This is a genomic window from Acinetobacter sp. 228 (genome assembly GCF_048147885.1).
On the sequence record NZ_JAYWYV010000005.1, the window covers coordinates 185720 to 200836 of the forward strand.

The following is a 15117-nucleotide window of genomic DNA, read 5'->3' on the forward strand; positions in this document are numbered from 1 at the left end:
TAAACCTCAATGTTTTTATTGTCGCGCTAAACGAATAGGGCGAGGCATCCATGTTAAATCTGATACACGGCAAGGGTTGATATCCAATCCACCCCGGCGTGTATAGGTCGCGTAAACCATCAGCTTTTCAGGTTTTAGCTGTTGCCAGATATCGGCAAACATTTGTTCCACACATTGTTCGTGGAAACCATTATGCTGACGGTAGGAAATAATATAAGCTAAAATGCTCTTATAACAAGGTTTTTTACCCTGATAACGTATAAAAACTGTTCCCCAGTCCGGCTGGCCAGTAACTGGGCAGTTACTTCTAAGTAAATGTGAATACAGCTGGATTTCGCCTTCTGCTGCATCATCCGAATCCAAAGCCAATAAACTGGCATCTGGATAATTTTCCAGGCGCTCAGGTGTAAGCTCATCAATACAGATGCCTTCAGGTTTACTAATCTCTAACTCATCGACCTGAAACAGTTGCAGTTTGACTTCAGCCTCGGCCGCAACAGATAAATCTTTTTCTACGATCGCGATAAAGGCATCTTTAGATGCAAATTTGGCAAAATTCAGGCTATTAAAATACAGCTTCAAGGATTTGGATTCGATCAGATTCGGCGAGGACGCTGGCAAGCTGATCCGTCCAATAGCGACTTGCGGCACACCCGCTGGATTTAACCAGGAAATTTCAAATACATGCCACCAGTCAGTACCTTGCTGAATCGCTTCAATATGTGCGTATTGTTCACGGGCAGGCGCGCGCGAAATTGGAAACAGAACATCAGGCTGATATTCAGTAGGATAATTGGTATCTTTACCAAGGAGAGATTGTTCTACACTCATTATTCACGCATTCCTGAACCACGGGAGAGTAAATGATAGGCCACTGCATACAGCACGGCACAACATAAGGTAATCACTGTCAGTGAAACGCTGACATTGACATCGCTATGTCCTAAAATGCCATAGCGGAAGGCATTGACCATGTATACGACAGGATTAATCAAGGATAAATTTTGCCAGAATGGACTTAAGCTCGATATGGCATAAAACACACCGCCCAAATAAGTTAGTGGTGTTAATACAAAAGTGGGGATGATCGAGATATCATCGAAAGATTTAGCATAAACAGCATTGATAAACCCACCCAAAGAAAACAGCAGGGACGTAATCAAGACGGTATATATAGTCACAAACCAGTTGGTGATATATAAGTCAGCAAAAAATAAGCTCACTGCACTGACAATGATTGCAACCAGTATCCCACGAATCACACCGCCCAGCACATGACCCCATAAAATGGCATGCATCGGTACGGGACTCATGATCAGTTCTTCAATGCTTTTCTGGAATTTTGAGCTGAAGAAGCTGGAAGAGACGTTGGCATAGCTGTTGGTGATCACGGCCATCATAATCAGACCGGGCACAATGAACTCCATATAACTATAGCCGCCCATTTCTCCAATGCGTGAGCCGACCAGATTACCGAAGATCACGAAGTACAAGCTCATGGTGATTGCAGGTGGCAACAGGGTCTGCGGCCAGATGCGCATAAAGCGACGCACTTCTTTATAGACGATGGTATATAAAGCGACGCTGAGTTGATTAATGTTCATTGCGCAGCTCCATCCAGATTTTTCTCGACCATTTTCACAAAAAGCTCTTCCAGACGATTGGATTTATTGCGCATACTGCGCACCTGAATATTCTGTGATTCCAGTAACTGGAACAGATCATTCATGGTGTGTGCCTTGTCCATGGTGATTTCTAAAGTCATCGGATCGATCAGGTTAAAACGCACGCCGATAATATCCAGATGCAGCGGTTCAATCGGTTCGGCCAGATCGAAAATAAACGATTCTTCATTGAGCTGACTCAGGAAGTTTTTCATGGTGGTGTCTTCTTTAATCACACCGCGGTCAATAATCGCAATGCGGCGACACAACATTTCTGCTTCTTCCAGATAATGCGTGGTCAGAATGATGGAAGTACCTTGTTCATTCATCTCGTTCAAAAATTCCCACATCGAACGACGCAACTCAATATCAACACCTGCAGTCGGTTCATCGAGAATCAGCAGTTTCGGTTCGTGCATCATGGCGCGCGCAATCATCAGGCGGCGTTTCATCCCGCCCGATAACAGGCGGGCCTGAGTGGAACGCTTTTCCCATAAACCCAGTTTGGTCAGATAAATCTCCGCCCGTTGCTGTGCAATTTTTTTTGGAATGCCATAATAGCCTGCCTGAGTCACTAAAATATCGAAGGTCTTTTCAAACTGGGCAAAGTTGAATTCCTGAGGGACCACACCTAGGCATTGTTTGGCCTGTGAAGGGTGGGTATCCAGGTTGTAACCAAAAATCTCGACGGTACCGGATGTTTTTTTTGTTAATGAGCTGATAATACCAATGGTGGTCGATTTTCCTGCGCCATTGGGACCCAAGAGTGCATAAAACTCACCTTCTGGTACATTTAAGTTAATTCCTTTCAATGCCTGAAAGCCATTGCGATAGGTCTTCGACAAATCCCTTAAGATCAGTGCATCAGTCATGAATATCTCAAATGGTGAAAAGTTGAGATATTGTGAGTGATCTAGCAAAATAAGCCAAGTGATTCACATGCAATTCTGTGTTGCTATTTTGGAACATTGTATAAAGCTTAAGCATAAAAATGATGAAGTTAGAGATAGTTGCTTTACCTTATGCTTTTTTTTGTTATGATGTGCGCGATCCAAAAAAGATGCGCTCATAGCTCAACTGGATAGAGTACAGGTCTCCGAAGCCTGTGGCGTGGGTTCGAGTCCCGCTGAGCGCACCATTTAATTTGTTGTATATAATTGAAAAAATAAAAGAAATTAATAACGAACACAGTTTCGTCCATCATCTTTCGCCCGATAGAGATTGTTATCGGCAATTTTCAAAACGTCTAGTATATTTTTAGAGCTGTCTGGCCAAGAGGCTATGCCAATCGAAATGCTAATGTTGCCAATGTTGTTAATCTCTTTGGACGCAATTTCTTTTCTGAACCGTTCCGCACTTTCATAAACTTCATTCAGATTGCTGTTTGGGATAATGACGATAAACTCTTCACCGCCATAACGGCAGCAAATATCCTCTTTACGAAAATTTTGCTGCATTGTATGAGCAATATGTTTTAAAACCATGTCACCTTGATCGTGACCATAATTATCATTCACTTTTTTAAAGTGATCCACATCCATCAGCAAGACTGAAAAAGGAATGTTCATTTTTATATTTTGAGTCATAACATAATTCAAGCCGCGCCGGTTCATCAGCCCGGTTAAAGGATCTGTATTAATATGATGATCCATTTTGCTCATTTGTTGTGAAAACTTGCGGATACTTAATAATAGTGCCAATTTAAATTTTGTGACCTCATAATACCAAGGCTGTATTGCTTTAATTTTTGAACTGATTTCTGCCTGATTCAGTAGACTCGCCATATCTGCCAGCTGGTTTAACGGGGCCGAGATAGAATCAGAGAGCTTCCATACAATATAAAAAACCAGCAGGTAAAATAAAAAGAAGCCTGCGGCCAATTTATAAAGAATAGAATTGGCTTGTTTAAGTAATTCATGAGTAGGCTGTTGGGAAACCACAATCCAGTTTGAAGTCGGAATATGAGAAAAACCTGCGAGATTATCAACTCCCTGGCTATTCACTAAACGAATTTGACCATGCTTATGCGCATGCATATATTCCAGGCCAGAATTATTGCTGGCCGATTGACCGATTCTTTCAGGATCGGGATGGAAAATTATTTCATTTTCATTATTAATCACATACATATAACTATTTTTATAATTTTTATAGGTCGTTAAAAGCTGATTGATCACATTTTTTTCTTTTAAATAAATTGCAGAACCAATGAAACCCTGATAATGATTTGACTTATCAAAAATAGGTTGAGAAATAAATACGATCAGATTTTTCCGGACAGAAAAATACGGAGAAGATATATAAGTCGACTTTTTATGAAGAGAATCACTAATCCCTGGAGTATGTTGTATTTTGCTTCTATCAATATTCAGAATATTCGGTGAAAAATTGATTAACCGGCCTTGGGGATCGCTGATGACTACACTGTTATAGTGCTCAGACTGATATTTTAATTTATTGACCTCAGCTTCTCTAAGCTCATTGTTGTTAAAGTCTTGACCTAATATTTTTGCGCTATAGTTTAGCTCAAGAAGCATGTTTCTAAAGTGGTTGTCTGTACTCAATGCAATTTTATGGGCATGATCAGCATTTAAGATGAGAGAGTTATCGATTAACTGATTTTTTACGATTTGATAGCTAATAATGAGCGAAATAATAAAAAGGCTGGACACACTAAAGATAGCCAATAAAAGTATTAACTGCCTTAAATTGAGATCAAGGTGTTTCCTAAAATTATTAGCTGACATAAAAATTTAGACATATCTCGATGTATTTATGAGCATTGTATTGTATTTATCTTCAATATTTAAAGCTGATATAAAATTAAATTTCTATTAAGGCAGTGTTGTTATCTTGAGCAGAATTAAAATTTCCAGACTGTTTGTATATAAACCTGTTGGAATCTTAAAACCCGATAATGTTCTGAATATCTACTCATGCTCCACATAAAAAATAATGTCGGGCAGTTTAGACAAATTCTTGAATAAACATACGCTCTGAGTAGATGTGAGAAGAGTCTGGACGACAAAGTTATGAGGTATTTATCTTTATAAATAGATGAGATGATTACATGGCAATCTATTTTAGAAATCGATGCGAGCCTGCCGAGATAGAATATATTTTTACATCATCTTCTTTCTGAAGGCGGGGGTTAGATTGAGAATGCGATTATAACTTTTTTTAAATATATTATTGAAAATAAATAAATTTTTAGCTAAGTGCCTAACATGCCTTCGTATATAAAATGATATTTTAAAAATGAAAAAAAATTGAAGAATAGATGGATTCAAGTAGAAGGTTTTTTAATAAAATAGCCAATAATATTTTAGTCTTCTACGAAAAAATCACAATTAAAATCTTGTATAAGTCTTTTTTAGAAGTGTAAAAGGGTATTGTCTGCTGAAAAAATATTGCTATATTGAACTCATGGTAGGTCGTAAAACCAATAAGACGCTACCGCATAGTTGGACGGATCAATGATAGTTAGTTGAGTTTGATGTTTATCATCAGACAATAAATCTAACACTAGCCATCCAACACAGAGCTCGCAGAAATGCGAGCTTTTTAATTTCTGTTTAAAATAATATTGCACTAATTTTAATATTTTACTTCTTGTAATTCATTCTCATAAAAAAAGTTTACATTGCCAAATTCGCTAACATCTTTAACCTTAATCGTTGGACTAAGTGTGGTATAAAAAACTGCAAATTGGAGAATTTAGGAGGAAAAGAAATGTCTAAGATAATCGATATTAAGGTGAAAGATCAATTTAGCAAAGTGATTGAAGTGAAAGCCATGCTGCGTTCCTTTGCAGAACACAACAATGATCAGATGGTTGATTTGGTTAAAAAAATTGAACATATTGTGGTGGATGGAGAAACAATTCTGCCGAGTATTGAGCTGTTATTTGAAAGCCAGCAGTCTTCCAATATTTATCGTGTTGTAGAATAATTCAATCAGTGGGCAGCAGATAGGTAGTAAAAATTGAACTTATTCATCCGACATCACCGATCCAGCATATAAAAAACTCACCTAATTGGTGAGTTTTTTATATGTCGGCAATTACTCACCTTGCACATAATTTATCTAGCTGTAAATAAAGCAATCTCTCATGATAATAAAGAGCTGATTTAAATAACTAACCGTTTAAATCTGCTTAAGTAATATGTTCACATCATATTTTTCAAATTCTTGCAAAATTTGCGTTAAAGTCCGCTGAGCTGTTGGATGTTCAGGAGTTAAGGAAATTTCCTGACGGGTGGTGCTGTCAAAACATTCGATGGCTTGAATCAGCCAATGATGTTCGAGAGGACTTTTTTCAATCAACACACGGCGCGGTTGCAAGTTGTCGCACATCTGACGTGGAAGCACATAGGTAATTGCCAGTTGCACAAGTTGCAGTTCTTCCGCCGGGCTTAAAAAAGTAATCACCCAGTTGCCGACTTTGCTGAGTTGCATAGGATTATCAAACGCATCGAATTCTAAATAGCAGGACATATATATGATCCAATCGAATGTCTATGCTCATTATATGGCGGGATTATCATTATTTTTCTATCACGCTTAAGTCTGATATTCCGGGCTTTAAATTTGATCTGAATATAAATCTTTCAAATAACCAATCAGTTATATTATAAAATCAAAGAGAACTTATTGTTAAACTTGCTCATTTAAGAGTTTTAAAGACTCAGAAGGTTTTATTCATGAACTTCATTTTGCTGTAATTGATCTAGAGCGAAATTGATCTGCTTCAGAATATGATTCAGTTCTTGAGGGGCAATGCGGCTTTCCTGAAGTGAGGTGGTCCATTGCATTTGACAAAGTTTCAAACTGCGTGCATCCCGAGCTAGTGAAATATGCTGTACTTGCTGTTTGGCCATCAAACCGCAGTATTTTTGTAAGCTTTCCATCATCAGGTATTTGAGGTCTTCAAAATATAAAGCCTGCGGTTCTGGCAGATGGGAATGATTGTCTTGATTCATCCCGCTAGATGAATTTAGAAGGCGATGGCTCTCGGAATGCACCAAGTCAATTTTTGTATCTACTTTTATCTCAGCTGTTTTCTGACAATGTATTAAATCGCCGGTTTCAGCTGGCCCAATTAATTCCATGGCATAAAGTTGATCTAAAATTTCGGCAGGAGCAAGTTGCTGTTTTAAAGCGTCATTTAATAGGTTGAAATCCTGGCTGCCGATCAGAACCAATAAGCGGCGTTGACGTGCGGTGAGTGGAAGAGAGCGATCCTGGAGTACCTCGATCCCACGTTGAGTCTTATAAAAATGCATCATAGCTGAATAGATAGTTGCTTAAATTCAGCTTGAGCATAGTCTGTCAGAATTACACTAATATGAAGTATTTATTAAAATACCGAAGCGTATTTCGATAAGATTTATAATGTGGTAATCGCCGTATTTTCAAGGGCCTTACGTAAATAAGGATCAAGTTCGTCCTGACGCAATAACCATTGTACGTAGTCAGCCGGAAGTTCTGCAATGGCAGTACCGCGATGTTTACCAAAATTTATGGTACGTGGAATTCGGGCATCTTCAGAAGCCTCGAATAATTCCTGCATACTATTGATTTTTAAATGATGGACAATGTGCATCAGAATATTGGCAGTTAAAATGATGTCCATGTCAGCACGATGCGCTTTACGGATCATTTCACGCGCTCGCTCACTGCCTTTGGTGATCATGTAAATCAGGGCGGAAATATTATGTGCTTCTGCATCGGGCCAGACCCGGCGTGCTAAAGCCAGTGTACAGATCGCCTTGATTTTCGAGGTATCAACATCGCACTTTTGAATGGCACGGAGGTCATAATCAATATTATGACCGATCATGTAGACTGTCTCATTCGGCAGGCTAAAAGTGCTGTAATGCGGCTGGCCTTCCAGATCCGATTCCAGAATATGATGCACGGCCATGGCAGCAAAAGAAATGGGTTCGTCACAGGTATAGAGCTGATCAAAAAGACGGCTTTTATCCAGGCTGATTTTATGATCTACAATTTCGACAGGCGCATAGGCAATTTCAATGGGTTGACCATTTAAAGTATGCGTTTCGGTATCAAGGATAATGGCCTGCATGTCGGAAATACACCTGAAAAGAGAAGAGAGTAAAATCTAACATTATTATTTTGCTACTGACAATTGAATTGCTTTATTTCTGTATTGATTGCAGGCTTTTTAACTGGTGGCGACCATGTGTATGGTTTGGGAAGATGGAAGTTTTGCCTCGTTTAAGTTTGTTAATTTAATAATAAATTTAAACTAATGTAAATTTAACACAAAAATAACTCATTCTTTTCTTGATATTGTTTAGATAAATTGGGAAATTAAGTCTAGTTTTATCGTTTGTTTAGGATAAAACCAGAAAAACTCATTAGATATAATAAATAAGACAAGGATAAGATCGATGAAACGTCATGTACTGACCTGTACTCTTCTCACATTAAGTTTAGCCTTAACCGCTTGTAACGATGATAGTGATAATGATCTTTTTTACGAGGCAAAACCTGCTATTCCGGTAAATAATATAGATAATCCGGTGGTGGCAACACCTGCAGCTTATACTCAAACAGATTTTTCAGGGATCGCTGACGAAAGTGTGATCATGACCTATAAGATGTTAGGGGTTAATGGTAAAGAAACACAGGCCACTGCTTTAGTTTTTACACCCGAGGGAATGCCTCCAGCAAAAGGATGGCCGATCGTCGCATGGGCACATGGCACGACTGGTGTAGCTGATCAATGTGCGCCAAGTCGAAATGAACTTAATCCTTTTATCAAAAATATGATTAGTGGATTCCTTCAAGCTGGCTATGTCGTGGTTGCACCTGATTATGAAGGATTGGGAGAGTCGAGTGGCAAAGAACTCCATCCTTTCTTGAATCTTAAGAGTGAGGCATATTCGCTGACCGATGCAGTGGTGGCTGCAAAAGATTATTTAGGGCCAGAAGCTTCTAACCAATGGATGGCGGTTGGACATTCTCAAGGGGGCCAAGCAGCTTTAGGCGCGGCCCAGTATGCAGCACGTGCCTCTAAAATGACCTATAAAGGTACGGTCGCTTTAGCACCCGCTTCTAATTTCAGCCTGATTTTGTCAGGAGGTGAACAGCAGGCAGGACAGGAAACAGATCTGAATAAAAAAATTGAAACTTTAGCGTCTTTAGATACTTTTACTGCACTGATTGTTGCGGGGTTGCGAAACCCGAATCCAAATCTGCAATATAGCCAGATTTTCAAAATGCCAACCGATAACATTGCGAAGAATGCTGAAACAGATTGCTATGACATATTGGGCAAAAAATTTGGTAATGCAATGGGAATTTATCTTAACGATAAAAAGACCTTGGAAGGATACCCGCGTACTCAAGCTAATTTTATGAGTATTCCAGTGGTGAAAACCTTTCTGGAAAAGGATTCTCAGCCTTTACTGGTGAAAGTTTCTACACCGACCATTATTTATCAGGGTTCAGCAGATAGTACCGTTCCGAAAGCAGCAACAGATGTTTTAGTTCAATTAGCGAATCAGAAAAAAACCTCAGTACGTTATATTACGGATGAATCAAATACGACTAAATGGGATCATGGCAGCGTCTATGCACTGAATATTGCTAATATTATTTCAGATGTAAAATCTCTAATGCCAATTCAATAACTTATTTTTATCTAAATGGCTCATGTTTTTGAGACATGAGCCATTTTTATTGCAAAGTGGAGAAAGTTCATGATCGAAAATTCAAAACTTCATGCTACAATACGCGCCAATCTTAGCACGGCTTAAAAGCCCTAAATCAATAGGACCTCGCTAATGTTTGCCAATATCTCTATCGCTGAATTTGATCCAGAATTAGCTCAAGCAATCTCGAATGAGGATGCTCGTCAAGAAGCTCATATTGAGCTAATCGCTTCTGAAAACTATTGCTCACCAGCAGTCATGGAAGCTCAAGGTTCAAAACTTACTAACAAATATGCGGAAGGCTACCCAGGCAAACGCTACTATGGCGGCTGCGAATATGTAGACGTTATCGAACAATTGGCGATTGACCGTGCTAAAGAACTCTTTGGTGCTGATTATGCTAACGTTCAGCCACATGCTGGTTCACAAGCAAACTCAGCAGTTTACTTAGCGCTTCTGAACCCAGGCGATACAGTTCTGGGTATGAGCCTTGCTCACGGTGGTCACTTGACTCACGGTGCAAAAGTAAGCTTCTCTGGTAAAACATATAATGCAATTCAGTACGGTTTAAACCCTGAAACTGGCGAGATCGATTACGAAGAAGTTGAGCGTTTAGCGCTTGAGCACAAGCCACGCATGATCGTTGCCGGTTTCTCTGCATACAGCCAAATCGTTGACTGGCAGCGTTTCCGTGACATCGCGGACAAAGTAGGTGCTTACCTGTTTGTTGACATGGCACACGTTGCAGGTCTGGTTGCTGCAGGTGTTTATCCTAGTCCGGTGCAAATCGCTGACGTAACTACGACGACAACTCATAAAACACTTCGTGGCCCACGTTCAGGTCTGATCCTTGCGAAAGCAAACGAAGAGATCGAGAAGAAACTTCAATCGGCTGTATTCCCGGGTAACCAGGGTGGTCCTTTGGTTCATGCGATTGCGGCGAAAGCAATCTGCTTTAAAGAAGCTATGGCGCCTGAATACAAAGCTTACCAGCAACAAGTTGTAGTAAATGCTAAAGCAATGGCTGAAGTATTGATGGCTCGTGGTTATGAAGTTGTTTCTGGCGGTACTGAAAACCACTTGTTCCTGTTATCTTTAATTAAACAAGACATCACAGGTAAAGAAGCTGATGCCTGGTTAGGTGCTGCTCACATTACTGTGAACAAAAACTCTGTACCAAACGATCCACGTTCTCCGTTTGTGACTTCAGGTATCCGTATTGGTACACCTGCTGTGACTACTCGTGGTTTCGGTGAAGCTGAAGTACGTGAACTTGCTGGCTGGATCGCTGACATTCTGGATGCCAAAGGCGACGAAGCTGTCATCAGTGCAGTTAAAGAAAAAGTTGCAGCGGTATGTGCTAAATTCCCAGTTTATGCATAATTGCTTATAAACGGAAAGGAGCTCCCAACCGGGAGCTTTTTTTATAGCTGTATAAAGTAAGGCTGCAGAATATGTTTGTACTTGATCGAGCTCAATTTCAGTTGAGATCACTATGTACAAAATGATGTTTTAAGTTCTATAAATGTCTGCCTGAAGACTATGATGTAAGACTAAATTATCAATAAAATCATATTGAGTTTTTCTAAATCTGGCTTAAAGTTTTCATCAACTCTCTTTATTTTTAAATGTTTTAAAAGAGTGGACCATTCGCTCCATGTAGTGCTTCACACCATTTACAGGGTCATTTTTCAGAATCTGATGTTTTAAAAATATTGGATATCCTGCTGGATGGCACGCTAGATAAAGCACTTGAGTAAATCCCATGTTACTGTAAGGAAATACTGAAAAAGTGCTATGAATGACATCATTCTTTTTTATTTAAATATTCTATGGATTGGTGGCATTTGAATTTAGGCAAATCCTATATTTAAAGATGCTGCCGGCAGTTAATTGATTAATTTTTCACTTATGAATTAAACAAGGTAATAAGAATGACTAAACCCAACATTATTTTATCTGAGCAGGATTTGCAGCGTCTAGAAACGATGCTGGAGAACCAGAGCAAGCTGAGTGAAACCATGATTCGCTTAGAGGATGAACTGGCACGTGCCGAAGTAGTTGAGCCAAAAGAGATCGCAAGCAATATCGTGACCATGCATTCACGTGTCCTTTTGACGATTGCGCCTTCAACCGAAGCGGTTGAGGTGACCTTGGTTTACCCACATGAATTTAACGGTGAAAAAGGGCAGGTCAATGTGGTCGCACCCATAGGTGCAGCCATTCTGGGGCTTGCTGAAGGTCAGACCATTGAATGGCCACAGCCGGATGGTCATACGATGAAAGTGACTATCGAGAAAGTGCTCTATCAGCCGGAGAGCGAAGGGGATTATCTCTAAGTCCGTTGAACATCTTTTAAAAGCCATAGCAATATGGCTTTTTTGTATGTTGATTCTAGCTTTTATAAGCTTTTAGAAAATTTAAAAAGTTTTAAGGGGTAAATATAAATATTCGTCTATATATCATGTAGCCTACATCATAATTAAAATAAAGATAAAACATGGATTTAGTTAAAGTGATGTAACGAATTTCTGGATAAATATACACAACGCAGCCTGTTTTTTTGCTACATTCAAAGATGTTCAAGATTTCTTTAGTTCACTTTTTAAAGGATATCGTCTCCCCTATGTCGCGCTTTGAAGCCCTGCCTGCCTTAACTGACATGACGTTTGATCGTGAGGAAATTCTAGCGATCAAGCGGAATGAGCTTGTACCTGTACTGGCTAATCAATATGGGCTGAACCATTATGCTGATGCCTTGATTCAGGCTCAGTCGGTTCTGCTGAATGGGGTCGATCCGCACTTGACCCAGCAACTGAGTCAGACCATTGAGCAATTGATTCAGGCACTGGCAGAATCTAAAAAGTATCTGAAAAAACGTAAATTCAATGCTCTTCAGAAATGGCTAGGCATTGATCTGGATTATGGCTCTAGTCAGGTTGAGTATTACCAGCGACTGGATCGTCTGCTGGATCAGGCTGATCACTTAAGCCGCAAATTGCAGATTGAAATCCAGAAATCGCAATCCCGATTCCAGCAGATTTTAGGTTTGCGCGAACAGATGGCCAAGCATATTGTCGCGGCAGAAGAGTTTCTGTCCGAATATCCGCAATTTGTGAAGAATCAGCATCCTCTGGATAATTTTTCAGAACGTCTCTCCAAGAAAATCAATACCCTGCGAACCTTGCAGAGTGGTAATGACATTGCCATAACTCAAATGCAACTTTCCCAGCAGCTTTCCTTTAGCTTGCTGGATCGCTTTAAGGAGGCTCAACAGGTATTGATTCCGGCTTGGCAATATCATGTCAAACAAAGCCAGACGAAACACTCGACAAGTGATCTGGAAAAACTTGATAATAGTCGTGAGCGTCTGATTAAAACGTTAAAAAAATCCCTCGAGAAACCCTCGAAATCATAACAATATAAGGTGAACTATGACCAAGTCTGATTTAGTAAATTTACCTGTTGAAAGCTCGAGTGAACTGGTCGAACAAAAATTCCAGCAAATGGATCTGAAAGAATTGGGCCTGCAGCCTGCTGACTTTCAGGAAGTGCTGGCTGCACGTAAAGAATTACAGAACATGAGCCATAATAGCGTGGCGGAATATGGTAAAAATATTGCGACCAAAACCTCGACCTACACCGATGAATTACTGAATCTGGTTCAAAATAGGGATCTGGATGCCACAGGACAAAAGCTGAATCAGGTCGTGCAGGTGGCGCAGCAGCTGAACACCAGCAGTATTCTTAATAAAAAGAAAAGTTCAGGTTTTTTTGGCAATATCATCAGCAAATTTAAAGGTGCAAAAGATAACTTTGATGCACATTTTAATACCACCAAAGAGCAGCTAGATGTGCTGGTGAAAGAAATCGAAACTTCACAATCCGGACTGAAAGCCCGAGTCGATACCCTGGACAAAATGTTCGATGGAGTGCAGGAAGAGTACAAACAGCTCGGCATTCATATTGCCGCAGGCCGTTTACGTGAACAGGAGCTACAACAGGAAATTGCCGCTTTAACCGCCTTGCCACAAGACCAGACCACCACACAGAAAATTTATGATCTGAATCATCTGGCCAATAATCTGGAAAAGCGTATCAGTGACTTACAGGTCTTGCAGCAGTCTGCCATGCAGACCTTGCCGATGATCCGGATTATCCAGTCAAATAACCTGATGCTGGTCGACAAGTTCTATGCAATCAAGAATATTACTTTGCCGGCATGGAAAAACCAGATCAGTCTGGCAATTTCCTTGAGCGAACAAAAGAACAGTGTCCAGCTGGCCAATACCATTGATGATGCTACCAATGAGCTGCTGCGCCGTAATGCAGACCTGTTACATCAGAACTCGGTCGATACGGCTAAAGCTAACCAGCGCTCGGTGATTGATATCGAAACGCTTGAACATGTGCAAAATACCCTCATTAAAACTGTAAATGATGTGATTCAGATCCAGAAAGAAGGTGTACAAAAACGTACAGAAGCGACCGTGCGTTTAAAAGCTTTACAGGATAATCTGAATCATTTGGTAATTGAATCAAGTACCAGTGGATCCAAGCCCAACTAAATCAGGTAGGGCTAAAATCTGTAAGAAGGAGTAGAGATTGCCGCCCTTAGATGAATATGCCGTCAAACCTCAGGACATCAAGCAGGGTGTAATCGCACTCAAAAGACGTCAACGAAATTTGATGTTATTGGGTTTGACCACATCTACCGTATTTATAGCCTCATTGATCAGCCTGTTTTTCCAGCAGGAGCTGGTCTATGGCTTTTTTGGTCTGAGCACTGAAGTTCAGCAATTGCACTTACCAGTCAGTGTCGACGCTGCGCTGGCTAGCATTGGTGACAGTCCAGATTATTTTTTTAGTTTGTTAAGCTGGATTGGCTGGCTAATTATTAAAATTTTTTCTTCTTTCATTGGCGCATTTATTGTAATTAGCCTAATGAAAAAGCTACGTTTCTTTTATGTGCGTTTTCAGTCTTTCGTGCTGAAATTTGTCGCATGGCTGATTGCATTTATCCTGATCTGGTCAGGATTAACTTACTGGCAGCATGATCTGCGCAATGATCAGGATGATGCTTATCAGCAAGTGGTGTATTACGATAGTAATATCAATGACAGTGAAATTGCCCGTTATCTGGCCGATTCAGAGATTGCTGCCCCCGTGAAGTCTTATTTACTGGCACAAACGGCACTGTTACATAAGCCCGTCGATTTATCTGCAGCACGGCCTTATGTGGCCCAAGTGGTTGAGGCCGAGAAAAAAGATGCCAAGTTTGAGCAATATGGGTTCAAACCTGAACAGATCTGGACCATGCAGCAACAGGTCTATGGCAAAAGTTTGACTCCTGTGGCGCAAAGTGTAGAGCGTCAAGCACAGCAAGCTGACGAGGTTACTAAGATCGTGAATATCGTGATCATTGGTATTGCTATCTTGTCTGCATTGCTCAGTCTTATTCTATTTTTACTGGCTCATTCGATTAAAGGACGTTCATTGCGGATCGAACAACGAATTTTCTAAACTAAAAAAATGCTTCTGAAAGGGAGCATTTTTTTAATCTTTAAATTTATCTCTCTATAATTTGATTCGGTCATAATGTATAAAATTATTAATAGAATAATAATTAAATTTTTAATCATAAAATCCGATCAATAAAATAAAAACAACCTGTTTTAACTATTCAATCGATTGTCCTATCATGGCTGTATCAAATAAACATTTACTCCTCTGGAGGCGTTAGCAATGTTAGACCAAAATACTTCTGCCCA

General features: G+C 39.9%; 14 protein-coding genes and 1 tRNA gene. 8 read left to right on the forward strand and 7 right to left on the reverse strand.

From position 1 onward, the window contains the following. Nucleotides 1–15: 15 nt before the first annotated feature. Genes queF through VXQ92_RS06150 form a run of 3 tightly spaced genes read right to left on the reverse strand, consistent with a single transcriptional unit; the run spans nucleotide 16 to nucleotide 2536 of the window. Nucleotides 16–831 (reverse strand): NADPH-dependent 7-cyano-7-deazaguanine reductase QueF, encoded by an 816-nt coding sequence (gene queF / locus VXQ92_RS06140; protein WP_191730818.1) that lies wholly within the window; start codon nucleotides 829–831, stop codon nucleotides 16–18. Then, nucleotides 831–1604, reverse strand: a complete 774-nt coding sequence (locus VXQ92_RS06145; RefSeq protein ID WP_064096190.1) for an ABC transporter permease — start codon at nucleotides 1602–1604, stop codon at nucleotides 831–833. Before VXQ92_RS06145 ends, queF begins: the two co-directional genes overlap by 1 nt. Next, nucleotides 1601–2536 carry an ABC transporter ATP-binding protein gene (locus tag VXQ92_RS06150; RefSeq protein WP_416680854.1) on the reverse strand — a complete coding sequence of 312 codons (936 nt, stop codon included), beginning with the start codon at nucleotides 2534–2536 and terminating at the stop codon, nucleotides 1601–1603. The genes VXQ92_RS06145 and VXQ92_RS06150 overlap by 4 nt, the downstream gene beginning before the upstream one ends. A 190-nt stretch (nucleotides 2537–2726) precedes the next feature. Here VXQ92_RS06150 and VXQ92_RS06155 point away from each other — a divergent pair. Continuing rightward, nucleotides 2727–2802: transfer RNA gene (locus tag VXQ92_RS06155), tRNA-Arg, on the forward strand. Between the two features lie 37 nt (nucleotides 2803–2839). Here VXQ92_RS06155 and VXQ92_RS06160 read toward each other — a convergent pair. Further along, nucleotides 2840–4411, reverse strand: a complete 1572-nt coding sequence (locus tag VXQ92_RS06160; protein WP_416680855.1) for a diguanylate cyclase — start codon at nucleotides 4409–4411, stop codon at nucleotides 2840–2842. 985 nt (nucleotides 4412–5396) lie between these two features. Between VXQ92_RS06160 and VXQ92_RS06165 the strand changes: the two genes are divergently transcribed. Continuing rightward, a complete protein-coding gene (locus VXQ92_RS06165; protein WP_064096187.1) occupies nucleotides 5397–5615 on the forward strand; it encodes a hypothetical protein in 219 nt (72 codons plus the stop codon). A gap of 195 nt (nucleotides 5616–5810) precedes the next feature. Here VXQ92_RS06165 and VXQ92_RS06170 read toward each other — a convergent pair whose 3' ends face one another. From VXQ92_RS06170 to VXQ92_RS06180, 3 genes are all read right to left on the reverse strand, one after another. Further along, nucleotides 5811–6161: a hypothetical protein gene (locus VXQ92_RS06170; RefSeq protein WP_416680856.1), complete on the reverse strand. Its 351-nt coding sequence runs from the start codon at nucleotides 6159–6161 to the stop codon at nucleotides 5811–5813. A 200-nt stretch (nucleotides 6162–6361) separates the two neighbouring features. After that, on the reverse strand, nucleotides 6362–6952 hold the full coding sequence (locus VXQ92_RS06175; RefSeq protein ID WP_416680857.1) for a hypothetical protein: 591 nt from the start codon (nucleotides 6950–6952) through the stop codon (nucleotides 6362–6364). Nucleotides 6953–7053: 101 nt separating this feature from the next. Further along, nucleotides 7054–7752 carry a DUF3820 family protein gene (locus VXQ92_RS06180; RefSeq protein WP_064096184.1) on the reverse strand — a complete coding sequence of 233 codons (699 nt, stop codon included), beginning with the start codon at nucleotides 7750–7752 and terminating at the stop codon, nucleotides 7054–7056. Between the two features lie 328 nt (nucleotides 7753–8080). On the opposite strand from VXQ92_RS06180, the gene VXQ92_RS06185 reads away from it, so the two are divergent. The 6 genes from VXQ92_RS06185 to VXQ92_RS06210 all read left to right on the forward strand — a co-directional run bounded on the left by VXQ92_RS06185 (nucleotide 8081) and on the right by VXQ92_RS06210 (nucleotide 14869). Next, a complete protein-coding gene (locus tag VXQ92_RS06185) occupies nucleotides 8081–9325 on the forward strand; it encodes an alpha/beta hydrolase (protein WP_416680858.1) in 1245 nt (414 codons plus the stop codon). 153 nt (nucleotides 9326–9478) lie between these two features. Next, on the forward strand, nucleotides 9479–10729 hold the full coding sequence (glyA, locus tag VXQ92_RS06190; RefSeq protein WP_064096183.1) for a serine hydroxymethyltransferase: 1251 nt from the start codon (nucleotides 9479–9481) through the stop codon (nucleotides 10727–10729). Between the two features lie 551 nt (nucleotides 10730–11280). Continuing rightward, entirely contained in the window at nucleotides 11281–11685 is a 405-nt protein-coding gene (gene rnk, locus VXQ92_RS06195) for a nucleoside diphosphate kinase regulator (RefSeq protein ID WP_064096182.1), read from the forward strand. A gap of 287 nt (nucleotides 11686–11972) precedes the next feature. Beyond that, nucleotides 11973–12764 (forward strand): tellurium resistance protein, encoded by a 792-nt coding sequence (locus VXQ92_RS06200; RefSeq protein WP_144725492.1) that lies wholly within the window; start codon nucleotides 11973–11975, stop codon nucleotides 12762–12764. Between the two features lie 16 nt (nucleotides 12765–12780). After that, entirely contained in the window at nucleotides 12781–13914 is a 1134-nt protein-coding gene (locus tag VXQ92_RS06205; protein WP_064102758.1) for a toxic anion resistance protein, read from the forward strand. Between the two features lie 37 nt (nucleotides 13915–13951). Further along, complete coding sequence (locus tag VXQ92_RS06210; RefSeq protein ID WP_064102757.1) at nucleotides 13952–14869, forward strand: hypothetical protein; 918 nt, start codon at nucleotides 13952–13954, stop codon at nucleotides 14867–14869. Nucleotides 14870–15117: the final 248 nt, after the last annotated feature.